At 41.1% G+C, this 23,985-nt stretch carries 19 protein-coding genes and 1 pseudogene (1 of these 20 running past the window's edge); 13 read left to right on the top strand and 7 right to left on the bottom strand.

Annotated features, from left to right (window positions below):
* Positions 1-1,121 (bottom strand): anhydro-N-acetylmuramic acid kinase (locus tag Q0192_RS17080; protein ID WP_299291392.1); only part of this gene is annotated, 1,121 nt, incomplete at its 3' end.
* Positions 1,122-1,220: 99 nt separating this feature from the next.
* Here Q0192_RS17080 and Q0192_RS17075 point away from each other — a divergent pair.
* The 7 genes from Q0192_RS17075 to Q0192_RS17045 all read left to right on the top strand — a co-directional run bounded on the left by Q0192_RS17075 (position 1,221) and on the right by Q0192_RS17045 (position 13,341).
* Positions 1,221-2,363, top strand: coding sequence for a DUF5009 domain-containing protein (locus Q0192_RS17075; RefSeq protein WP_299291390.1), 1,143 nt, complete (start codon positions 1,221-1,223; stop codon positions 2,361-2,363).
* A 16-nt stretch (positions 2,364-2,379) separates the two neighbouring features.
* Positions 2,380-2,862 (top strand): DUF2059 domain-containing protein, encoded by a 483-nt coding sequence (locus Q0192_RS17070; RefSeq protein WP_299291388.1) that lies wholly within the window; start codon positions 2,380-2,382, stop codon positions 2,860-2,862.
* 70 nt (positions 2,863-2,932) lie between these two features.
* Entirely contained in the window at positions 2,933-5,779 is a 2,847-nt protein-coding gene (locus tag Q0192_RS17065; protein ID WP_299291386.1) for a M16 family metallopeptidase, read from the top strand.
* Between the two features lie 359 nt (positions 5,780-6,138).
* Positions 6,139-6,723, top strand: coding sequence for an RNA polymerase sigma-70 factor (locus Q0192_RS17060; RefSeq protein ID WP_299291383.1), 585 nt, complete (start codon positions 6,139-6,141; stop codon positions 6,721-6,723).
* Positions 6,724-6,833: 110 nt separating this feature from the next.
* Entirely contained in the window at positions 6,834-8,033 is a 1,200-nt protein-coding gene (locus Q0192_RS17055) for a FecR family protein (protein WP_299291380.1), read from the top strand.
* 448 nt (positions 8,034-8,481) lie between these two features.
* The gene (locus tag Q0192_RS17050; protein WP_299291378.1) at positions 8,482-11,826 is read left to right on the top strand and encodes a TonB-dependent receptor; all 3,345 of its coding nucleotides are present in this window, start codon (positions 8,482-8,484) and stop codon (positions 11,824-11,826) included.
* Between the two features lie 21 nt (positions 11,827-11,847).
* On the top strand, positions 11,848-13,341 hold the full coding sequence (locus tag Q0192_RS17045) for a RagB/SusD family nutrient uptake outer membrane protein (RefSeq protein WP_299291376.1): 1,494 nt from the start codon (positions 11,848-11,850) through the stop codon (positions 13,339-13,341).
* Positions 13,342-13,528: 187 nt separating this feature from the next.
* Here the strand turns inward: Q0192_RS17045 and Q0192_RS17040 are convergent, their stop codons facing one another.
* Positions 13,529-14,113, bottom strand: a complete 585-nt coding sequence (locus Q0192_RS17040) for a hypothetical protein (RefSeq protein ID WP_299291374.1) — start codon at positions 14,111-14,113, stop codon at positions 13,529-13,531.
* Between the two features lie 107 nt (positions 14,114-14,220).
* Here Q0192_RS17040 and Q0192_RS17035 point away from each other — a divergent pair, with 107 nt between their 5' ends.
* Positions 14,221-14,706, top strand: coding sequence for a BON domain-containing protein (locus Q0192_RS17035; RefSeq protein WP_299291372.1), 486 nt, complete (start codon positions 14,221-14,223; stop codon positions 14,704-14,706).
* 58 nt (positions 14,707-14,764) lie between these two features.
* Complete coding sequence (locus Q0192_RS17030) at positions 14,765-15,367, top strand: hypothetical protein (RefSeq protein ID WP_299291370.1); 603 nt, start codon at positions 14,765-14,767, stop codon at positions 15,365-15,367.
* Between the two features lie 31 nt (positions 15,368-15,398).
* Here Q0192_RS17030 and Q0192_RS17025 read toward each other — a convergent pair whose 3' ends face one another.
* Positions 15,399-15,785, bottom strand: coding sequence for a type II toxin-antitoxin system HicB family antitoxin (locus Q0192_RS17025; RefSeq protein WP_299291368.1), 387 nt, complete (start codon positions 15,783-15,785; stop codon positions 15,399-15,401).
* Positions 15,786-15,901: 116 nt separating this feature from the next.
* Between Q0192_RS17025 and Q0192_RS17020 the strand changes: the two genes are divergently transcribed.
* Positions 15,902-18,430, top strand: coding sequence for a ligase-associated DNA damage response DEXH box helicase (locus Q0192_RS17020; protein ID WP_299291366.1), 2,529 nt, complete (start codon positions 15,902-15,904; stop codon positions 18,428-18,430).
* Positions 18,431-18,490: 60 nt separating this feature from the next.
* Here Q0192_RS17020 and Q0192_RS17015 read toward each other — a convergent pair whose 3' ends face one another.
* The 3 genes from Q0192_RS17015 to Q0192_RS17005 form a co-directional block, all read right to left on the bottom strand.
* The gene (locus Q0192_RS17015) at positions 18,491-19,525 is read right to left on the bottom strand and encodes a macro domain-containing protein (protein WP_299291364.1); all 1,035 of its coding nucleotides are present in this window, start codon (positions 19,523-19,525) and stop codon (positions 18,491-18,493) included.
* 7 nt (positions 19,526-19,532) lie between these two features.
* Positions 19,533-20,189, bottom strand: coding sequence for a DUF4433 domain-containing protein (locus tag Q0192_RS17010; RefSeq protein WP_299291363.1), 657 nt, complete (start codon positions 20,187-20,189; stop codon positions 19,533-19,535).
* A 68-nt stretch (positions 20,190-20,257) separates the two neighbouring features.
* Positions 20,258-21,193, bottom strand: coding sequence for an SPFH domain-containing protein (locus Q0192_RS17005; protein ID WP_299291362.1), 936 nt, complete (start codon positions 21,191-21,193; stop codon positions 20,258-20,260).
* Between the two features lie 106 nt (positions 21,194-21,299).
* Here Q0192_RS17005 and Q0192_RS17000 point away from each other — a divergent pair, with 106 nt between their 5' ends.
* Positions 21,300-21,476, top strand: a complete 177-nt coding sequence (locus Q0192_RS17000; protein WP_299291361.1) for a hypothetical protein — start codon at positions 21,300-21,302, stop codon at positions 21,474-21,476.
* 40 nt (positions 21,477-21,516) lie between these two features.
* Here the strand turns inward: Q0192_RS17000 and Q0192_RS16995 are convergent, their stop codons facing one another.
* Positions 21,517-22,080, bottom strand: coding sequence for an NlpC/P60 family protein (locus tag Q0192_RS16995; RefSeq protein WP_299291359.1), 564 nt, complete (start codon positions 22,078-22,080; stop codon positions 21,517-21,519).
* A gap of 222 nt (positions 22,081-22,302) precedes the next feature.
* On the opposite strand from Q0192_RS16995, the gene pdhA reads away from it, so the two are divergent.
* The gene (gene pdhA, locus Q0192_RS16990) at positions 22,303-23,298 is read left to right on the top strand and encodes a pyruvate dehydrogenase (acetyl-transferring) E1 component subunit alpha (protein WP_299291356.1); all 996 of its coding nucleotides are present in this window, start codon (positions 22,303-22,305) and stop codon (positions 23,296-23,298) included.
* Between the two features lie 57 nt (positions 23,299-23,355).
* Positions 23,356-23,985, top strand: a pseudogene (locus Q0192_RS16985) (2-oxo acid dehydrogenase subunit E2); it runs 1,035 nt beyond the window's last position.

Here is a 23,985-nt window from a genome sequence, read left to right as displayed (position 1 = left end):
CCCGCCACCGCTTCATTAGCCAGCAAGGCAAACAATACCGCCTCTTTCGCGTCTGCCGCCAAACCAAGCGCGGCCGAATTTTGGATACTGTTTTTAGGCATTAATTTTTGAAGCTGTTGCATCAAAAGAGGGTTTCGCGCGCCGCCACCGCTCACAAATATTTGTAAATCTTCCGCAGGAAAATTTTTAAGGATGCAATCCGCAATAATTTGTGCCGTAAAAACAGTAAGCGTGGCAAGCAAATCGGCAGCAATAATTTGATTGGTGTTGGATTGATGCTGTGCCTGCGCCACCATTTCTAAATTAAAAACTTCCGGCCCGGTTGATTTTGGCAAAGCTGCCGCAAAAAACGGATGTGCTTTTAAAGCTTCCAGCAATTCGATATTTACTTTTCCTAAAAGTGCAATCCGCGCATCGGCATCAAAAGGCAAATTAAAATATTGGCGGCAAGCGGCATCCATCAGCGTATTTCCCGGGCCAACATCCGTCGAAATTATAGTGCTAAAAGAAGCATCGGCAGGCAAAAAAGTAAAGTTGGCAATGCCGCCCAGGTTCAGCAAAACCCGGTTTTCGCCTTTTTTACTTCCCAAAATTACATCGCCGTACAAAGCCAAAGGCGCGCCTTCGCCGCCGGCCGCCACATGTTTTTGCCGGAAATCACTGATCGTAATAATTCCAGTTTTTACCGCTAAATGGTCGCCGTCGCCAATTTGTAGCGTAGCGTTCGGATAGTTTTTTTGCTGATGCTGGCGTTTCGGCGCGTGGTAAATGGTTTGGCCGTGGCTGGCAATCAAATCAACCGATGCTGTTTTTACCTGCCATTTTTTGAGGCATTGCAGCACCATTTCGCCGTGCAGGTTTCCGATAAAAGCATTTAATAAAGTGAATTTCTCCAAATCAACCAGCTTTTTGGAGAAAACCTGGCGGACTTCGTTCCTGAAAAAATCATCATAAACAACTGTTTCAAATTCCAGCAGTTCAAATTGCGTTTGCATCCCGCTTCCACTGAAACGGCACAGCGCAACGTCTAAGCCGTCTAATGATGTGCCCGACATCAGCCCAATAATCATTTTGTGTTTCTTTTGCGCAATTGTAAAAAGTTGCTGTAAATTGCTGTTCAATGTGTTGCGGTTTTAAGTAGCTTGCAGACGGCCTAAACTAATAAATTTATCCTGCCAGGAAATTTTTTCTTACTGAAATTATACCGATAAAAGAAGCATATGACCGAAACCCCAACTATAAAAACTGCCAAACCGCGCCTGCTTTCACTCGATGTTTTCCGTGGCATTACCGTTGCCTTTATGACTTTGGTAAACAATCCCGGCGATTGGGGCCATATTTATACGCCATTAGAACATTCTGAATGGAACGGTTGCACGCCAACCGATCTGGTTTTTCCCTTTTTTCTGTTCATCGTTGGCGTATCCATCGTTTACGCGCTCGAAAGCAAAAAAACGGATCTAAGTTTGCATCGAAAATTAATCATCGGTGTCCTTCGACGGGCGGTAATTTTATACCTTATCGGGCTGGTACTTAACCTTTTTCCTTATCTTCATTTTAGTACCGTACGCATCCCAGGCGTTATCCAGCGCATTGCCGTGGTTTATGCCATTGCCGGTCTGTTTTATATCTATGGCAACCGCAAGGTTTGGATCAATGCTTTTGTGATTATTTTGGTGGCTTATTTTCTCATCATGACTTTTATTCCGGTCCCGGGAGTTGGGTATGCAAACCTCAACCCCGAAACTAATTTGGGTGCCTGGATAGACCGCACCATTTTAGGGGAAGCACACCTTTGGAAATCATCCAAAACCTGGGACCCAGAAGGGATTTTAAGCACCGTTCCTGCTGTGGCAACCGCGCTTTTTGGCATCTTGGTCGGGACTTATTTGAAACGAAAAGACAAAGCCGATGCGCAAAAAGTTTCCTGGCTGTTTGCTGTTGGCGTACTCGCTGTCATTGCCGGATTACTGGTTGATCTTTTTTTCCCGATAAACAAAGCCTTGTGGACCAGTTCTTTCGTTTTATATACCGGCGGCCTGGCAACCATCGGTTTAACTTTGCTTTACTGGCTGGTTGATGTGCAAGGCTACAAGCGTTTTACCAAACCGTTTGTAATTTTTGGCGTGAACGCGATTACCGTTTATACTTTGTCTGGTTTGATTCCGCGGGTTTTAAGTATGATAACCGTCCACAATGCAGCAGGAAAAACAGTAAACGGGCATGAATACCTTTACGATACTTTTTTTACACCTTACTTTTCGCCCATTAATGCTTCTTTGGCCGGCGGCTTAACTTATGTGTTGATTTGGTTTGTTATTTTATGGCTGATGTACCGGAAAAACATTATCATTAAGGTTTGAAATAAACTCCTTTAATATGAATCGTTTTTACTACAAGTTTAGCTTTACTTTTACAGCTTTTTGCTTTTTTTTCAGCCTGAATTTAAAAGCCCAAAATGCTTCTTTTACGCCTACTCATTTAAAAGCAGCGGAGGAAATGCTGGCATCTATGGATATGCCAACGGTATTCAGCAGCACAATCAATAATATGATTAAAGCTCAGTCGGCCAATATGCCGCTCGATAAGCAAAAAGTTTTTTCTGATACCATGCAAGCTTTCATGAACAAATATTTAACATGGAATTTGCTTAAAACAGATATGGCAAAAATTTATGCTTCCGAATTTACTGAACCGGAAATAAAAGAACTAACTAAATTTTACCAAACGCCGCTTGGAAAAAAGATGATTGAAAAATCGCCTGTAATGATGCAAAAAGGAATGCTCATTGGCCAACAGGCCGTAATGGCGCATCAGGCCGAATTACAGGAAATGATTAAAGCCGCAGTAACAAAAAATTAAACATTAAAAAAGATGTGATAAAAACAGTACTCATCATTTAATAAAAACCAATCTTTCTCCTTAAAAACTCATGCTAAAACATCGTTTCCTCTACCTTTCAATTGCTTTGCTGGCTTTTGAAACGGCCGCCGTCGCCCAAACCAAACCACAGCCTTCGCCCAGAAATAGGCCGCGCCCCGAAGTTTTGGCTGGTTCGCTTGTACCGGCAGATCCGGCTGTTTTAATCGGCAAATTGCCAAACGGCTTAACCTATTACATCCGCAAAAACACGGAGCCGAAAAACCGGGCTGATTTATACTTAGTAAACAAAGCAGGCTCGGTTCAGGAAAACGATGACCAGCAGGGTCTGGCGCATTTTGTAGAACACATGGCTTTTAACGGCACACGCGATTATCCGAAAAACGAATTGGTTAACTTTTTGCAAAAATCGGGTATTAAGTTTGGGGCCGATTTAAACGCGTACACATCGTTCGACCAAACCGTTTATCAATTGCCAATGCCAACCGATAGCGCCAAACTTTTTGCCAAAGGTTTTGATATTCTGGCAAATTGGGCCGGCATGGATACGTTTGACAACAGCGAAATTGACAAAGAACGCGGCGTTGTTTTAGAAGAAGAACGTTTGCGCGGCAAAAATGCACAAGAACGGATCCAACTGCAAACGCTGCCCGTTATTTTAAATAATTCGCGCTACGCCCAGCGTTTGCCAATTGGTAAAGAAGACATCCTTAAAAATTTCAAATCCCAAACAATCAAGAATTTTTACAAGGACTGGTACCGCCCGGATTTGCAGGCCGTGGTTGCCGTTGGCGATTTCGACCCAAAGCAGGTTTTGCAATTGATCAAACAAAACTTTTCGGAACTGAAAAACCCGGCCAAAGAAAAGCCATTTGTGAAGTACGAAATCCCGGTGCACAAACAAATACTGGTAAAAATAGTAACCGATAAAGAGCAACCTTACACCATCGCCCAAATTATTGTAAAACGGCCGGGAACGGTTGTAAAAAACACCATGGACTTGCTGGAAAACCTGCGCATCAGCTTGTTCAACAGCATGATCAACGCGCGCATTTCCGAATTGACGCAGCAAAGTAACCCACCGTTTTTATTTGCCCAAAGCAGTTACAGTGATTTTTTGGCCGATCTGGAAGCATTCAGTTCCATCGTGGTAACCAAACCGGGCGAACTGGAAAAAGGCGTTAAAGCGATTGTGGCTGAAAATGAACGCGTACAAAAATTTGGCTTTACGCAAACGGAACTGGACCGCGCCAAACAAAGCGTGATGGCCACGTTGAACCAGCAATTTAACGAAAAAGACAAAACCCGTTCGTCGGTTTTTGTAAACCAGTACCAGCAAAATTTTTTGAAAGGCGATGCCATCCCAAGTATTGATTTTAAGCATGATTTTTATCAGAAAAATATCGGCCAGATTACGTTAAGTGAAATTAATGGCCTCACCAAAAAATTCATCAGTGATGAAAACCGCGTGGTGATTGTACAAGCGCCGGAAAAAGAAAAAGCTAATTTACCAAACGAAAAAACTTTATTAAACTGGATTTCGACGGCCGGAGAAGGCGTAAAAGCTTACGTAGATGAAGTGAGCAACAAACCGCTTTTAGAAAAAGTGCCAACCGGTTCTAAAACGGTTTCCGAAAAGAAAAACACAGCCATCAATTCTACCGAATTAACGCTTGGAAACGGCGTAAAAGTGGTTTTAAAACCAACTGATTTTAAAAACGACCAGATCCTGATCAACAGTTTCAGTTTTGGCGGCACTTCTTTGGCCAGCAATGCCGATTATACCTCAGCAAATTTTGCGGACGAAATTGTGGGCAGCAGCGGCGTGGGCAGTTTCACCCAAATCCAGTTGGATAAAATGCTGGCTGGCAAAATTGCCAATGTTTCGCCTTACATCAGTGCTACGGCACAAGGTTTTAGCGGAAGTGCTTCTCCAAAAGATTTGGAAACGGCTTTGCAGTTGGTTTATTTATATTCCACTTCGCCGCGCAAAGATGCAAACATTTGGAACTCAAACCTCAGTCAATACAAAACGGTGATTGCCAGTCGCAGTTCCGTTCCCGAAAGTGTTTTCCAGGATACGGTTGCCGCTGTAATGAGCAGTTACAATTTGCGCGGCAGCACGCCAACGTTAAAACAATTGGATGCCGCTTCGCTGGATAAAACTTTCGCGTTTTACCAGCAGCGTTTTGCCGATCATGGCCATGATGTTTTTACGCTGGTAGGAAATTTCGATCCTGAAAAAATAAAACCACTGCTCGAAAAATATTTGGGCGCTTTGCCTGCAACCGGAACCAATGCTTCTTTTAAGGACCTAAATATCCACGCGCCGGCCGGCAAAATTACCAAAACGGTTTACAAAGGTTTGGAGGCAAAAAGTTCGGTGCAGTTGGTTTTTACGGGGGATTACAAATACAGCGAGGCCAACAATTTGCAGTTGGATGCGCTGGAGGAAATCCTGAACATTAAAATGATTGAGCGTTTGCGCGAGAAAGAAAGCGGCGTTTATGCGCCGCGCGTCAACGCCAGTTACACCAAAATCCCGGAACAGCGTTTTAACGTTACCGTTTCTTTCGGCTGTGCGCCCGAAAACGTAAATAAACTGATTACGGCTGCGCTGGAAGAAATTGATCTGATCAAAAAGAACGGCGCCGAAACAACCGACATCCAGAAGTTTGTGGCCGAAGAAAGCCGTTCGACAGAATTGCAACTGAAAAACAACGGTTTTTGGCTGGGGCAGATTTCTAAGAGCTATCAATATCAGCAAGACCCCGCGGATGTGTTGGAGCACGTAAAAAACCTAAACCAAATTACCGTTCAAAGCACCAAAGCCACGGCCAGCCAATATTTAAGCGGCGATAATTTGATCCGTTTTATTTTATTGCCGGAGAAAAAGTAGGTTGGCTGATGGGTGATAGTTCATGGATCATGGTTTATAGATGATAGGTCATGGTTCATGTCAAAATCTGTCAGATGCTTCTTTTACCATCCTTTTTTTGAGGTGGTAAAAGAAGCATTTTTGTTTAATCCGATTTTTGTTTGAACTAAATAGCAAGAACAGCAAACCTGACAGAACCGGTATATCGAATTGTTCAATGTTGAATCTGCAAACGATCAGCCCATGCTTCTTTTATCACCAAAAAAACAGTGGTAAAAGAAGCATGGATTGTTTTTGAAAAATAATTTAAGCAGGGGCTTATTTTATTAATTGGAAAGAATGTAATTTTATCGCTACATTTCCCGCACCAATTATAAACTATGGCTGACCAACCTGTTAATTGCGACAAAAAACTATGCCTGCAAACTTCCTTGGGAAACGAGCAGGCATTTAAACAGTTGTTTAATACTTACCACCAACAGTTAGGTGCTTATATTTTGCGGCTTACCAATTCGGCAGCGCTGGCAGAAGAAATTGTGCTGGACGTATTTTTAAAGATCTGGCTGAACCGGGAAACGCTTCGGGAAGTACAAAACTTTAAAGCTTATTTGTTTGTGGTATCTAAAAACCACACTTTAAATGCCTTAAAAAAGCTGGTTAAAGCGCGTTTGGCACAGAAAGGACCGGAAGAACATTATACTCAAAATGTTTTGGCCGAGATAGAACATAATCCCTACTACAGTTTGCTGGACGAAGCCATAGACCACCTGCCGCCGCAACAACAAAAAGTATATTTGCTAAGCAGGCACAAGCGTTTAAAATATGCCGAAATAGCGGAAAAACTTGATTTATCGCACGAAACCGTGAAAAAATACTTGCAGATAGCGACCGCTTCCATCACCAACTATGTTAATGCGAATTTAGCTACTGCTTTAATTTCATTAGCCTTTGTAATATATTTTTGATTATTTTTAAAATCAATACCCCCTTTTTGTTCCTGTTGGCTGTCTTGTACACAAGGTCGCCTCAACTTCCTTGTTAATCAATTGAACTAAAAATATTCATTCAGGTGATAATGCCAAATGCAAGGTTGAACTACCTCTTTAACCAATACTTCAAAAAAACTGCTACCAAGCAAGAGGAGCAGGAACTTTTTGAATTATTGGATGCTTATGCGGATGATGAGGAACTGACTGCCTTGCTAAAAAATACCTGGGACGGATTTGAAAACAAGGAAGCTGTTTTCGATCCGATAAAAAGTGGCCAAATCCTGAATCATATTTTACAAGCCAAAGCCAAAGAAGAGGATAGCGCTTCAGTACCAACAATTAAGCGAATTCCAATATGGAAAAAATTTACTGCTGCGGCCGCGGCCCTGCTTTTATTAAGTGTTGCGGCCCGTTTTTATTTTTACCGGCCGCAAAAGTGCTGTAACAAAACCGTTCAAAAACATCAGCCTAAAAACGATATACTGCCGGGAGGAAACAAAGCCATCCTGACACTTGCAAACGGTAAAACAATAGTACTGGACAATGCACATACCGGACTTTTAGCAAAACAAGGAAGTACCAACATTGCAAAAACCAAAGACGGACAGGTAATTTATAAAGCGCCCAATAATCTCCCCACTGATCAAAACATTGCCTTAAATACCATTTCAACACCAACAGGCGGACAATACCAGGTTGTACTTGCCGATGGCAGTAAAGTTTGGCTCAATGCGGCTTCATCTTTGCGTTTTCCTGCTGTTTTTATCGGCAAAAAAAGAGTGGTTGAAATAACCGGTGAAGCTTATTTTGAAGTGGCAAAAAATGCAGCAATGCCATTTTTGGTAAAAACGGGCCGATCTGTAATCGAAGTATTGGGCACGCATTTTAACGTGATGGCTTATGATAACGAAAGTGTTATAAAAACTACGTTATTGGAAGGATCAGTGAAAGTAAAAAGCGGGAATTCGGTTAATTTTCTTAAACCCGGCCAGCAAGCCCTTTTAAATGCACAAGGCCAAACCAAAATTATTGAAGATGTAGATGTGGACGACGAAACAGCTTGGAAAAACGGCCTTTTCCAGTTTAAAGATGCGGGCATCGAAACAGTGATGCGGCAGGCCGAAAGATGGTATAATGTAACGATAAGCTACGAAGGGAAAATACCTGTTAAGCAGTTTACAGGCCGGATATCGCGTAGTGTAAAAATTTCTGAATTGTTAAATATGCTAAAATTTTTTGGTGTCAACTTCAAGATTGATGGCAGAAACATTACGGTTATGAAATAAAGGATTTAGGGCATGGTTAAATTTCTATCAAAAAATTAATATGCTTCTTTTATACCTATAAAATTTGTTTTTATAAATGCATCGAAATTTCAAGATTTTAGGTGATAAAAGAAGCATCAAAATAAATTGAACAAAATTTAAACAGGCTCTTATACAAGTTTGCAATTAACCAACATAATAAAACCAATTATTCACTTAAATTAAACTATGATGAAAGAAATACAAAATTAAACTTAAATGCGGCGGGGCTTCCTTTGTTTCCGTAATTGAAACTTGCATAAAAAAACCGGGCAAGTGTTTGCACCACTTACCCGGCATATATCCGGATCCCCAAATTACAATCGACGAATTGAGAGCAATTTTTTAACCCAAACTCTACAAACTTATGAATTTTAATTCTAAGGCTATGCCCTTGGCCTGGCCTAACCTTTCCAAAATTTTATTGGTTATGAAATTAACTGCTATTTTAATAATTGCAGCCCTTACCAATGTTAGCGCTAAAACTTATAGCCAAATTGTAACACTTCATCAAAAAAAGGCTACTGTTGAAAAAGTGTTAAAGTCTATTGAAAAACAAACCGGTTACCATTTTTTATATGATAAGCAGGACATAGCAAAAGCCGGGGAAATAAACATTGAAATAGGCCCGGTAACTGTAGAAGAAGCACTGAACAAATGCTTTAAAGACCAGCCCCTGACCTACAAAATATTTTCGCAAACGATTGTGGTAAAAGGCAAAGAAAAGGCTGAAACTGCAGTTCCTTTGGTTGTACAAAGGGTGCAGGGGACAGTTACTGACGAAAAAGGGCTGCCTTTACCTGGCGTAAGCGTGAAACTTAAAGGAACCAACACTGGGATAGTTACGGATGTGAACGGTAAATACCTGTTAAACGCAGTTGATGGAAACGGGACACTGGTGTTTAGTTTTATAGGCTATGTTACACAGGAAGTAGCGATAAACAACCGCGAGCAAATTAATATCCGTATGACGGAAAGCCCAAAAGCTTTAAACGAAGTTGTGGTAGTTGGTTATGGTACGCAAAAAAGATCTGACCTGACCGGAGCTGTTGGAAGCGTAGGCGCAAGGCAACTGCAAGAACGGCCGCAAACAAATTTAGAGCAGGAACTGGCTGGTAAAATAGCTGGTGTTAACGTTTCTACCAACTCTGGTGCACCAGGCGGTGCAACAAAAATACGCATACGGGGCTATAGTTCTATCAATACCAATACAGACCCGTTGTATGTTGTTGATGGCGTGGTTTGGACAGAAGGCGGAAACGCGATCAACCCAAATGATGTTGAAACAATTGATGTGCTAAAAGATGCATCTTCAACAGCTATTTATGGTACGCGCGGTGCCAATGGTGTTATATTGATCACAACCAAAAGGGGCAGAAAAGGTACCCCAAGCACGGTCAATTATGATACTTACGGAAGTTTAAGTGTGATGGCAAAAGAACTACCTGTGCTTAATTCTAAAGAGTTTTTAGCAGTTGAAGACCAATCTTACGCCAATATTAAAAAATATGATCCGGTTGGCTGGGCAGCCGGTAAATATGTAAATGATGACCCGGTAAAAATAAGGACGGCGCTAATCGGCAAACTGTTTGACAGCAACCTTAACCCGCTTTATGATGTTGACTGGCAAAAAGCAACTACCCGGAAAGCTTATAGCCAAAGCCATAACCTGTCGTTTACTGGAGGTGCCGAAAACATCAATTACGGCCTTTTCCTGAATTATACAGATGATGAAGGTATTATTTTAAACAGTTATCTTAAACGTTACAATGCCCGTTTAACCTTGGACAACCAGATTAAACCTTGGTTAAAAGTTGGGGCCACCTTAAATTATAATACTCAGGACCAACGTGTTGCTGATAACGGAACAGGAGGAAACAATATTCCGCGGATGCTGATCGAAATGATCCCTATCGTTCCTATAAAATACCCTGATGGCACGTATGGCAAAAGGACTGACTATCCGAATATGGAAGGTGGTGACAATCCGGTAGCACAGGCAAATGAGGTTGAGATTTTATACAAAAGACGTATTTTTAGTGGTAATGGGTATGCCAATATCACCCTGTTTCCCGGCCTTGAATTTCGCAGTACATTGGGTGTAACTACCTCTGCCAATTACAATCCAAACGCTCAGACCGGGTTGGTAGGCGGTTCAACAGCCAGTCAAACTTATAGTTCGGCCTCAATAAACGAACAAAACAATACCTTTTGGGAATGGCAAAACTATTTTACTTATAACAAAACGTTTAATAAAATCCATTCATTAAACGTGGTAGTAGGTACAGAGCTTCAAAATTTTCAGCAGACCGGTTTTGCCGCTTCTACACAAAACCTTTCCGACAACTTTTATCAATACTTTAACTTAGGTGCCGGCTCTATACCTGGCATACCCTCTTCAAACTATGATGCATGGCAAATGCAATCGTTTTTAGCCAGGGCCAATTACACTTATAAAGATAAATATATTGTAACAGTAACCGGCCGCGAAGACGGATCATCTCGTTTTGGTACAAATGTTAAATATGGCTTTTTCCCAGCAGCAGCAGCAGCATGGAGGATATCGCAGGAGGATTTTCTTAAAGACAATAAAACCATCTCTGACCTGAAATTAAGGTTAAGTTATGGCCTTACCGGAAACTCAGAAATAGGCGAATACCGCTCTCTTGCCAACATTAATACCACCAATTACGTATTTGGTGGAAGCCAGGCCATCGGCACTACGCAATCAACAATCGGGAACGAACAGTTGGCTTGGGAAAAAACGGCTGAATACGATGGCGGCCTTTCCTTTGGCTTATTTGATGGACGTGTTAATATTGATGCAGACGTTTATCTGAAAAAAACACAAGCCTTATTGCTTAACGCCCCTCTGCCAGAAACAAGCGGTTTTAACAGTGTATATAAAAACATAGGTAAACTGGAGAACAAAGGGCTTGAGTTTACTTTGAATACGGCAAACATCAAAGGCACAAATTTTAGCTGGAACACTACCTTTAATATTTCTTTGATAAAAAATAAGGTAATAGCATTAGGTGCTTCTAATGATGACATCTTCCTGAACCCGGTTTTTCTTTCGCAGTTTAACTTGGTAAGGGTTGGCTTACCTGCGGGCAGTTTTTACGGTTACAAAGTTTTAGGTACCTGGGGAACTGCAGATGCAGCGCAAGCGGCTAAATATGGCTTGTTGCCGGGCGACCTCAGAATCCAGGATACAAACGGCGATGGCAGGATTACTTCTGCTGATAAAGTTGTACTCGGCAAATCCATTCCTGATGGTTATGGTACGTTCACCAATAATTTCCGATACAAAAACTTTGATTTGGGCATCGAACTGCAATTTAACTACGGAAACCAGATTATGAACTTAACCCGGCATTCCGGCCAGGACCGCACCGGCCAGGCCAATAGTTATGCAACTGTGCTAAACGCGTGGACACCTACCAATCAAAACACTTTTATAGCCGAAGACAGGCCTGCTTATGTCCGCTACCAAACAGAAATTTATTCGACCAAGGTTGAAAACGGTTCTTTTATCCGCGGCAGAAGTGTTACTTTAGGTTATACATTTCAAAAAAATGTATTGTCTAAATTAAGTTTAAACCGTTTAAGAGTGTATGCACAAGCTCAAAACCTGTTCCTGATCACTAAATACACAGGTTATGACCCGGAAACCTCCACATATAACGGTTCAAGTAATTTTACCCAAGGCATTCAATTTTATGATTATCCTAAACCCAGGACTTTTTTGCTTGGTTTAAGTGTTAGTCTTTAAAATCCAATTAAAACAACTACTATGAAATTTAACTTAAATATATACAAAATTGCTTTATTATTCATCCTGGTAGCGATAGCAAGCAGTTGCAAAAAGTATTTGGTTGAAAAAGATTTGGGGAATTTTGTGAAGAGCAATTACTTTACTTCTTCCTCTCAGGCACAAACTTTTGTAAACGGTATTTATTCATCGCTGTACATGTTCCAAAACGGTGATGCTTACGGCGAAAGCCCTTTCATCACCATGGAATTGTTTGCCGGGCATACTACATCCCTTGGGCAAAGCGTAAACAACAACAACGTTATCAATAACCGTACAGATGCTGTAAACCCCGGTTTTGAAGATGTTTGGTCTAATAGTTACAAAGCTATTTCCAATGCCAATATTGCGCTTGAAAATTTACCCGGAATAAGCATGGATGCAACCCTTAAAAATAAATTATTAGGCGAAACTTATTTTTTAAGGGCTTTCTTTTATTACCACCTGGCGCGTTTGTATGGCGATGTTCCGTTGATTACCACTTCCATTACCGTAAACAGCCCGAACCTTTATCCTACCCGTACGCCGGTTAGCCAGGTTTACGACGTTATCATTAAAGATTTGCTGGCGGCAGAAGCATCGCCGTTACCGGAAACAGACCAAACCGGCCGTGTTTCATTAGGTGCTGTAAGGACATTGCTGGCAAGCGTTTATCTTACTACTGCCGGTTATCCGCTGCAAAAAACGGCTAATTATGCATTAGCTGCTGCCGAAGCACAAAAAGTTTTACCGTCATACACCTTGTTCGAAAAATACGACTACCTGCATGATAATCCCCATAAAAACCAGGGCGAACTGATTTTCCAGTCGCAGTACTTGGTTGGCGTTTCCACCAATGCCATCGCGCAGTTAACCCTTCCTTTCAACCTTCCCGTTGGAGCTTATGGAGACCATTTGGGCGGGATGATCCCAACCAATCAATTTTTCAACAGCTATGAACCAGGGGATTTGCGCACGCAGGAACGGCAGTTTTATTTTTCGAGCTATCCGCAATTTGGCAGCCCAAACAACACGGTGGTTTTTGGCGTACACGCATTGTACAAATATTTTCATGTAGAAAGTGCTTTGGGCAATGGCCAATGCGATGAAAACTGGACCTTCCTGCGTTTGCCCGAAGCAATGCTGATCTATGCCGAAGCAAGCAATGAAGTGAACGGCCCAACGCCGGATGCTTATACGCAAATTAACAAGATCAGGGCAAGGGCGCAATTACAGCCATTAAGCGGTTTAACCAAAGAGCAGTTCCGGATAGCCATCTGGAAAGAACGCTACCACGAACTGGCGTATGAAAATAAAGCTTATTTTGATATCCAACGCACACACCAAATTTACAATGTCATCAACAATACTTTTGGAGATGCCGTTACTACACCCAATGAACAAGGTGTAACCATGAAATCCCAATATTATTTATGGCCAATACCGCAACGGGAAATAGCCACTAATAACAAACTGACACAAAACATAGGCTGGTAACAGCTTGTTGGTTTGCCATGCTTCTTTTAGCACACTATTTTTTGTGTGCTAAAAGAAGCATTTTTATTTAAAAGGTTTTTATCGGAATGAAAAGTAAGCTGAGTAAAACTATCAGTATAAAACCATCCATGCTTCTTTTACCACCAAAAAATCAGTGGTAAAAGAAGCATTTTTGTTTAATCCTATTTTAGTTGGAATGAAAAGGAAGATAAGTAAACCCACCGCGGCCGCCCAATAAATAAACAATTACACCTGTACATTTACCGCTGGCGTTACTTTCAAAAGCAATGCCTCTATGGGTATCATAAATAAAATAGCGCTGTTTATTTTCTGTAAAAGCGGCTGTTTTGCGCACCTTGAAAAAAGTATGGATTTGTTTTAAAGTTGAACCTGCGCCAATTCCCTCAACCGTTTTAAAATAAGGCGAAGTAACCCGGATTTGCTTTACACGGCTCGTAATATCGTCCATACCGCCCATGTACCGGGAAAAGAAAACCTGCGTTTGGTAGCCCGATGGATTAAGTGCGGCGTACCAGGTGGCAAGGGATTTTCCCATCGCTGCATCACCAAAATCAGGCTTGCCTAAAGCTTTATAAACCAATACGGCATCTTCCTTCAGTTTAGTTTGTCCGATGGATTTTCCCGGCACGATCAGTTGCGTTGCCGGTACTGATTTTGGGCCGGTAAAAACAGTATAGCTGTTTTTTGACGGATTATTAAAGCCAAACATCAGCCAAAAACCAACGAGCAAATAATTTTGGAACGCCTGCATACTTTATTTGGTAAAAATTGGATCAACAAAAATGAATGAACTAAAGCGAAACAAAGGCAAGGAATTTGACCTTTTAAATAAAAGCTTAATGCGAAACAGATAAATTTATGACAAGCAAACTAATCTCCCGTTTAAATAAAATACTGCTTTCCTTGTTTTTTGTCGGAACAATCAGCAGTTGCAGCCAGCAGGAATTGGACAAAGAAATCAAAGCCGACCTTGCCGCAAAAGCTAAAAACGAATTAAATTTTGCAGCCGTTAATTATACAATTGAGGACGGCGTGGTTACGTTAACCGGCAAATGTTCGTCCGAAAAATCAAAAGGGGAAGCCGAACAAACTGTAAAAGGGATCAACATTGTAAAAGGGATTGTTAACCATATTGAAGTGGCACCTGTTGTTTTGAATGCCGATTTGCCACTTAAACAAGCCGTAGACAGTGTTTTAAAAGATTATCCCGAAGTGCAGGCCAACGTAAAAGGCGGAACGGTTGTGCTGGAAGGAAAAGCCAAAACAAAGGATGCCGGTAAAATTTTAGCCGGGCTGAACCCATTGCATCCGCAGAAAATAGAAAACCAGCTCAAGACAGATTGAAGTATGGCAATCAAATATAATTGTTAAATTAGCTTGCCTTTTAGGTGGATGATGCCGTATGCCAGCCAACATTTTTCCTACTTTTCAGCAAAATATAGCCCGGTTTTTTTCGCTGATGCAATTATCAGCAAAGTTGAGAAGGGCAAATCCGTTACTGAAAAACGATCAAAAAAACATGGATATTTCGAGCAATGATGTGCAAAATTTGTTAAAGAGTTTTGCTGATCACAACGTAAAATATCTGTTGATTGGTGGAATGGCTGGCGCTTTTTACGGCCATACCCGAACGACCGCGGATATGGATATCTGGATCAAAAACACACCCGAAAACAGGGCTGGCTTGGTTCAATCACTTAAAGAAAATTTAGTTACCGGTGCCGAATATCTCCTAAATACCCAGTTTGTATTTGGTTATGCCACCGTTCCTTTTGGTAAAAATGGTTTTTCTTTGGATTTGGGCGAGCAGACCAAAGTTTTTTCACAACATGATTTTGATGTTTGTTATGCAAAAGCCATAACCGGAGATTTGGATGAAGTGCAGGTTAAAGTACTGTTTTTGGCCGATTTAATCCGCGAAAAAAAAGCAACCGCAAGGCCAAAAGATATAGGCGATTTGGTGGAGCTGGAAAAAATCCAACAGGAATTATTTCCGGAAAGTTAGGATGCTTCTTTTATCGGTACATTTTTATTGATTACTTATCAGCTTTGTATCCGGCCTGCTCTTCGGAAAAAACCATAGGTAGTTCATTTTCAACCGCATAAGCCAAAGCTGTTTTTACAAAATCATTCAAAGTAACGTGGTGTTGGGAAGCAACTAAAGCGGCCCGTTTATGCAAACTAGCCGGTACGCGCACGTTAAAAGAGCCTTTGTAAGCCTTATCCGGCGATTTTCCCAAATTTTTGCACGTTTCTAAATAATCTTCTATTGCTTCTGCAAAAGCCTGTTTCAGTTCGGCAACCGAAGTCCCTTCAAAAAGGATCAGATCGTTTAATCCGATAACTTTTCCAAAAAAAACTTCGTCTTCCGCATTGTAAGTTATGGTTGCTGTATAATCCTGATAATTTAAAGAATTAATCATTTTTTATTTTTCCTTTCTGTCTCAACTCAATCATTTAAAGAAAGTTTTACTCCACAATACCTGATTGTGTTAGCGTTGTTGCTTTAACCGCAATCCTTTTAACTTTGTATTTCGAGATGAACACAAAAGGGCAACAAGTAATCCGCGCATGGTACAAGCAGAAAAAATGGAAGCAGTTTACGTTTCAACAGGAAATGGAAGCGGCTTATCTGGCCGGGCAATCAGGTTTGCTTAATGCACCAACCGGAAGCGGTAAAACGTTTGCGCTTTTTCTGCCTTTTCTGGCTGGTTACATTAACGAACATCCGAAAGATTACCAGACCCGAAAAAACAACGGGCTTTTATTGTTGTGGATTACACCGCTTCGGGCTTTGACCAATGATATCCGCAAAGCCATGCAATCTGTTTGCGATGATTTGGGTTTGCCCTGGACAATTGGAACCCGCACCGGCGATACTTCGACTGCCGAGCGAAATGCCCTCCGCAAAAAACTCCCGGAAGTTCTGCTCACCACGCCCGAAAGCCTGCATTTAATGCTCGCACAAAAAGATTACCCCAAAACACTGCAACATTTGCAATTGGTGGTGGTGGATGAATGGCACGAACTTTTAGGCAGTAAAAGAGGCGTGCAGGTGGAATTGGGGCTTTCAAGACTGAAAGGGTTGCCGGTTTCCGGTGGCGAGTTGCCAGTTCAAGGTTTAGACCAGTCGTACGCCCAGAACTCACAACCGGCAACTGAAAACCGGCAACTGAAAATCTGGGGCATTTCCGCCACCATTGGCAATTTAGAACAAGCCGCGGCAGTTTTGTTGGGAAATGATTTCCCGAAGGAAAACGTCCGGCTGATCCGTTCGGATATTGAGAAAAAGATCACCATCGAATCCGTTATTCCGCACCAAATCGAAAAGTATTCCTGGAGCGGGCACCTCGGCGTAAAACTGCTGCCTCAGGTGATGGAAATCGTGGCCAAAAGCAATACGACGCTGTTGTTTTGCAACACGCGTGCACATGCCGAAATTTGGTATCATGCTATTTTAGATAAGTATCCGGAATACGCCGGAATTATGGCAATGCACCACGGTTCGTTGGATAACGACTTGCGTAAATGGGTTGAAAATGCGCTGCATAGTGAGATGCTGAAACTGGTGGTTTGTACGTCAAGTTTAGATTTGGGCGTTGATTTTCGTCCTGTTGATACCGTTATTCAAATCGGCAGCCCAAAAGGTGTTGCCCGTTTTATGCAGCGTGCCGGGCGGAGTGGCCATCATCCCGGCGCAACTTCTAAAGCTTATTTCGTGCCAACCCATTCTCTGGAATTGATGGAAGGCGCCGCGTTAAAAGAAGCGATGTTGGCTGGGATTTACGAAAGCCGCGACCCTGTTTTGCTGGCTTTTGATGTGTTGATGCAGTACCTGGTTACGCTGGCCGTTTCGGATGGTTTTTATGCCGATGCTGTTTTTAGGCAGGTAAAAACAGCACATGCCTACGCCGATTTGACACGGGAAGAATTTGGTAGCCTGCTTGATTTTATTGTTTATGGTGGCAAAACGCTTTCGCAGTACGACGAATTTTTAAAGGTTGAACTGGAAGAAGGCCTGTACAAAGTAAACAACCGCCGCGTGGCCATGCGCCACCGGATGAGTATGGGAACGATCACCAGCGAAGTAAGTTTGCGCGTAAAATGGCTAAGCGGCGGCAGTTTGGGCACGATTGAAGAAAACTTTATTTCCAAAATAAAACCCGGCGATAATTTTTGGTTTGCCGGAAGAAGTTTGGAACTGATTAAGGTGAAAGACATGACCGCTTTCGTTAAAAAATCACTTGTTAAAAAAGGAATTATCCCAAGTTGGATGGGCCAGCGGATGCAGCTTTCTTCGCAGTATTGCGCCGTCATCCGTCAAAAGCTGGACGAAGTGGCGCACGGACTGGAAAAAGACATCGAAATAAAAGCTTTAAAACCTTTGTTCGATTTGCAGGCCGCCGAATCCTGTTTGCCACAAAAGCATCAGTTTTTAATCGAGGAACTCGAATCCAGAGAAGGCCATCATTTGTTTTTTTATCCGTTTGAAGGAAGGCAGGTGCACGAAGGCATGGCTTCGCTCCTGGCCTATCGCTTGGCGTTGATTAAAAGTGCCACGTTTTCCATCGCCATGAACGATTATGGTTTTGAATTGCTGACCGATGATTTTATACCGATAAAAGAAGCATTGGAGGAAGATTTGTTTTCGCAGGACAATTTGCTAAACGACATCCAGCAAAGCTTAAACGCCACCGAAATGGCCAAACGCCGTTTCCGTGATATTGCGCATATTGCCGGTTTGGTTTTTACCGGTTATCCCGGCCAACCAATTAAAAACAAGCATTTGCAGGCTTCTACGTCCTTATTGTTTGAAGTTTTTAGCGAATACGAGCCGGATAATTTATTGGTGCAGCAAGCCTACAACGAAGCTTTGGCTTACCAGTTGGAAGAATTTAGGTTGCGAGCAGCCTTGCAACGCATCTCCACACAAGAAATCATCATCAAAATCATTAAACGCCCAACGCCTTTTGCCTTCCCTATTTTGGTTGACCGCTTACGTGAAAAAATGACGATGGAATCGTTGGAAGAACGCGTGGCTAAGATGACGGTGCAGTATGAAAAATAGGTGGTAAAAGAAGTATAGAAGGTTTTTTAACTTGAATATATTTTCATTGCTAACCTGACGTTAAACAAAAGTGACTGACTTTTGAAGATGTTTTAATGAAATGTCAATATATCTAGGATTTGAAAACATACTGCGCTTTCTATCACTCCATTCTTCCAACTTTCGAGTGATAATTTCCTTTTCGAAAGTACTTTCTTTGTAAGCTATATAATCAATAGAAGACAACAGTTCAAGACCAAAGTCTGAATAAAATCCTTGCAGAAAGGATATTACGTTTTTCGCAATAGTAAATAGCTCCTGATTACTTTCGATATGATTTTTAACTGTACCATAACCGTCAGCAACTAAAGTTATTGGGTCAAAAGGTTTTTTGTTCATGTCGCTATATCCCATAATATAGCTTCCATTCAAAGCATTCAATACAAATCTTACTTTTCCTGAATAAGGTCCATAAAAATTTGGTTCATATTTCAATTTGAAATACTTCTTTGCTCCAAATTTTTGTAAAAAGTAACAAACCTTTTCACTTGAAAATTCTGATACATACTCACCGTTCCTAACTAAATCATAAAGTACATACAGCAACAAAGCTCGGGCATCTGTAAGTTTAACCCGTTCCTTTTTTAAATGCTCTATTATTTGTGCCGTTGGCTCATAAACATATACTTCGATATTCAGATAACTAAGCTTTTCTTCAATTATTCTTTTTACTTTTTCCCATTTTAAACCGCCATTTCCTGCACCAAGAGGAGGAATTGCAATACTCTTTATCTCATTTATTTTAATTACGTTAACTAAATCATCCAAACCTTCTTCGATATATCTATACTCTGAGGGTTTTCTCCAGTCTGTTTTTGTTGGAAAATTAACAATTACCTTTTCCCCAGAAGTCGCATTACTATCTTTAGTAACAAACATTTTTCCAACTACTATTTCTGCTTTTTGACTAGCTTTCTCGTAGGCTTTATAATTATTAAAATACTCTTTTTTAAACTGTAATGCAATACCCTTTCCCATAACACCAACTGTATTGACAGTATTAACCAGTGCTTGAGCAGTACTATCTAGAATATTACCTGTTATATATTGTATCATACTTCTTTCAATAGTAAGCGTTAGGTATTACCTTTATTTTTTCTTTTAAAATACCCAGGTTTATCAATTTATTTTTAGCTGTTTCATTGTAACAGCCAAAACCTACTATTAAGTTGGCTGGTAAATCACACGACACCAAAAACTCTGCTTGTTTTTTTCGTTTAATATTTAAATTTTCTTGTCCACTCCAATATGGTGCCTTAATTGCATTCCAATCTATAATATTCGGTAAATCAGTTATCTTACTTTTATCATAAAAAGTAGTTAAGCTATCTGTTGCATGCCCATCTGAGAAATAGTAATCCTTGCTATATTTAACAATTGAACTTACCGAACAAACCAAATAAATTATATTAATGGCAGGAGTTGCTCTTTCAACAAAATTTCCCCCATGTTGTATAACATATAACATAGGCATTCTTACACCGAAGTAAAACGGAATAAAATCTCCGAGAGTAATCAAAGGCGTAACATAACTTGAAGAAGTACCATTATCAACACTTACTTGTTTATTATTTCTAGTATCAATTAAACTTGTATCTCCTATTGTAATAAACTTAGAATTTTTATTTGGTGAACTTTTAAGTGTAATACCATGATGAAGAACATGCGGAATGTTATCAATATGTATCATACGATATACTTTTATTTCCGCCAAATCCATTTCTGAATCACTACTTTATAAGCATCAAATATACTATTGTTTGTTTGCTAAAACGTTCAGTTTCGCAATCAAGCCTTTTTCCCCTCCGTATTCATCAAATTCATACTCATCAATTCCTGCATCGTCCGTTTCATGCCATCGGTAGATCCATCCAAAAAGATCACGTTGCCTTTGGAGTTTTCAGAAAAGTGCTTGATGGATTCCGTCCACATGGTAAACAAAATAACCGAAGTATCCATGTTGGCTTCCTGCATTTCTTTGGCGGCTTGCGTCATCCCTTTGGCTACTTCTTCGCGGAACAACGCAATACCTTGTCCGCGTAATTGTGCGGCCTGGCGTTCGGCTTCTGCAGCAATTTTAATGGCGTTTCCTTCGGCTTCCGCGCCTTTGGTTTTGGTGATTAGTAGCGCCTGGCCTTCGTTTTCGGCAGCAGCTTTTAGGTTATTGGAAGCCACAACCTGGCTCATGGATCTCATGATCACTTCATCAAAAGTAATATCGTTTAACTGCAAATCCTGCAAATGGTAGCCCCAGCTTTCCAAAATCTGGTCTAACTGTTCTTTTACGTGTTCTACAATATCACGGCGCAAAATTAGCACGTCTGCCTGGCGTTTGGTTGCTACGTAAGCACGGATAGAACCTTCCACCGTACGGATCAAAGCTTGCATCAGGTTTTTTTCGTCCACAAACTTGAACGCCACGTTTTTGATGGTTTCTTCGCCCTGGTCAAAAACTGAATATAAAAGCATGGCTTTAAAGTAAACATTGGCCTGATCTACCGTTACGGCTTGGAATTCCAATTCGACAGAACGGTTTTGGATTGAGATGCGGGAATAAATTTGCTCAATCAGCGGCAATTTAAAATTGAGGCCGGGAAATAAAATCCTCCGGTATTTGCCAAAAACAGTTACCACGGCAATGGTGCCTTGCTGCACCGTTACAAACGAACTGAAAGCGATAACCAGCAGCAGGAACAAAAGGACGAGCGAAAAAATATTGGCCATTTTTAAAGAGGATTTAAACCGAATAAATATAGGTAAAAACAGTATTAGATAGATTGGTTTATTTTTTGCTGTTACCGCTGTACTTAAACCTTAAACAATTGAAACTATGAAAAGAGCTTTCGGCGGAATTTTAACCCTTTTGGGCATTATCGGTATTATTTATGGCGCCTACAGTTTTGTGCAGCATACCGGCGAATCGCGGTCTGTAATTGTAGCGGTAATTGTAGGGATCATCTTTTTCTTTAGCGGGATTAGCTTGGTGCGAACCACAAAAGATGTATAACAAAAAAAGCCCTGTACTTCTTTTACAGGGCTTTTTTTGTTTAGTTGCTTGCCGTTAAATCTGACAGCAGTCGGCCGCCGTTGTAATAATATCGTGTCCAATACGGATCGGCTAAATTACTGATCATCACGCCTTTACTGGAAGAAGCATGCGCAAACCGGCCATCACCGATATAAACGCCAACATGTGTAATCGAACGGCTGTGTATTTTGAAGAAAACTAAATCACCTTCTTTTAATTCTTCTTTGCCAACCGGGTTTACCATGCTAAAAATGTTCCGGCTGTTGTTTCCGATAACGGTATTGAATACTTTATTGTACAGTTCGAAAGCAAATTTAGAACAGTCAATACCGTTTTTGTTGTTTCCGCCTAAGTGGTAAGGCGTTCCAATCCAATCATATACAAATTGAAATAGCTTAACATTGGATGTTGCCGAGAGCGCAACGCCCATAATTTGCGAAAAATAACCTTTGCTCAGGTTATCATCGTTGTCGTCATCATTATTGTTTTTTTCTGTGGCCTGGTTTGGTACAGCTTTTGTAGTTTGTGCATTAACAGTGGCAGTTGTTGCAATAAACAGAATAATGATTGCTAATTTCTTCATTTAATACTGATTAGTTAACTATACATTGAGTTAATTAAATTTACCTGAAAGCATTCTTTTATCAGGATTTCAAATCTATTGGCTTTTTTCCAGAAAAAAAAGCGAAATCAATAATTTTCATCAACTTTAATTCCTAATTATTACGCAAACAAACAGCGCATGTTTCGCTTTTTGTTGGGATATAATTAGATTTGCTGTTCTAAAAACAAGAATATATCGTTCATGAGCTCAGTTGCTATTACAAAAGACACGTATTTGATGTGGTACGAATCCATGTTATTGATGCGCAAGTTTGAAGAGAAGACAGGACAGTTGTACGGACAACAAAAAATCCGCGGGTTTTGTCATTTATACATCGGGCAGGAAGCGGTTTTGGCCGGTGCCATGTCTGTTATCAAAAAAGGCGACAGTATGATTACTACTTATCGTGATCATGCACACGCTTTGGCACTGGGCACTTCTCCAAACGCCATCATGGCCGAATTGTATGGCAAAGCTACTGGATGCTCGAAAGGAAAAGGCGGCTCGATGCACCTTTTTGATAAAGAAAATTTTTTCTACGGCGGCCATGCAATTGTAGGCGGACAGATTCCGTTGGGTGCAGGCATCGCTTTTGCCAGTAAATACAGAGGTGAAGATTTTGTAAACCTTTGTTATATGGGCGATGGCGCAGTCCGTCAGGGTGCCTTAAACGAAACTTTTAACATGGCAATGCTGTGGAAACTTCCGGTTGTTTTCATTTGCGAAAACAACGGTTACGCCATGGGAACTTCGGTAGCACGCACTACCAACATGACGGATATTTACAAAATGGGCTTGGCTTATGATATGCCTTCGGCTCCGGTTGATGGTATGGATCCGGTTGCTGTACATAATGCAATGGATGAAGCAATAGAACGTGCACGCAACGGCGAAGGCCCAACTTTCCTGGAAATGCGCACCTATCGTTACAAAGGTCACTCCATGTCTGATCCGCAGAAATACCGCACCAAAGATGAGGTAGAAAGCTATAAAGCTAAAGATCCGATCGAGGTAGTTAAACAAGCTATTTTGAAAGAGAAATATGCGGACGAAGCCTGGATTGAAAGTGTTGATGCCAAAGTAAAAGGTATTGTGGATGAAGCTGTAAAATTTGCAGAAGAATCGCATTACCCGGAACCATCAGAATTATACACCGATGTTTATGTACAAAAAGATTACCCATATATCATGGACTAATTTTTATACGATAAAAGAAGCATCATTCCCATCAATATAAAAAATTCCAATTAATATATGGCCGAAGTAGTAAAAATGCCAAAAATGAGCGATACCATGACGGAAGGGGTATTGGCCAAATGGCATAAAAAAGTTGGTGATAAAATAAAATCCGGTGATTTATTGGCTGAGGTAGAAACAGACAAGGCTACCATGGATTTTGAATCGTACCAGGATGGCACCATCTTATACATTGGTGCAGAAGAAGGCAAAGCCGTACCGGTGGATGCCGTGATTGCCGTAGTTGGCAAAGAAGGTGAAGACTACAAAGCAGCTTTGGCGGCCGAAGGCGGTTCAACACCTCAAGCAGAAGCAAAAACAGAACAACCCAAAGCAGAAGAAAAACCTGCTGCTGCACCTGCTGCAAAAGTAGATACTTCCAGTATTCCGGCTACCGTAATCAGAATGCCATTGTTGAGCGATACGATGACGGAAGGCACCATCGAAAAATGGAATTTCAAAGTTGGCGATAAAGTTAAAGCCGATGATTCGCTGGCTGATGTGGCAACCGACAAAGCCACGATGGAAGTTGTTGGTTACGAAGAAGGAACTTTGCTTTACATCGGCGTAAAAGAAGGCGAAGCTGCACCGGTAAACGGCATTATCGCTATCGTTGGTAAAGAAGGTACGGACATTACACCTTTACTG

The organism is uncultured Mucilaginibacter sp., assembly GCF_937859865.1.
Classification (GTDB): Bacteria; Bacteroidota; Bacteroidia; order Sphingobacteriales; family Sphingobacteriaceae; genus Mucilaginibacter_A.
This window is presented reverse-complemented; position numbering and strand designations above follow the sequence as displayed.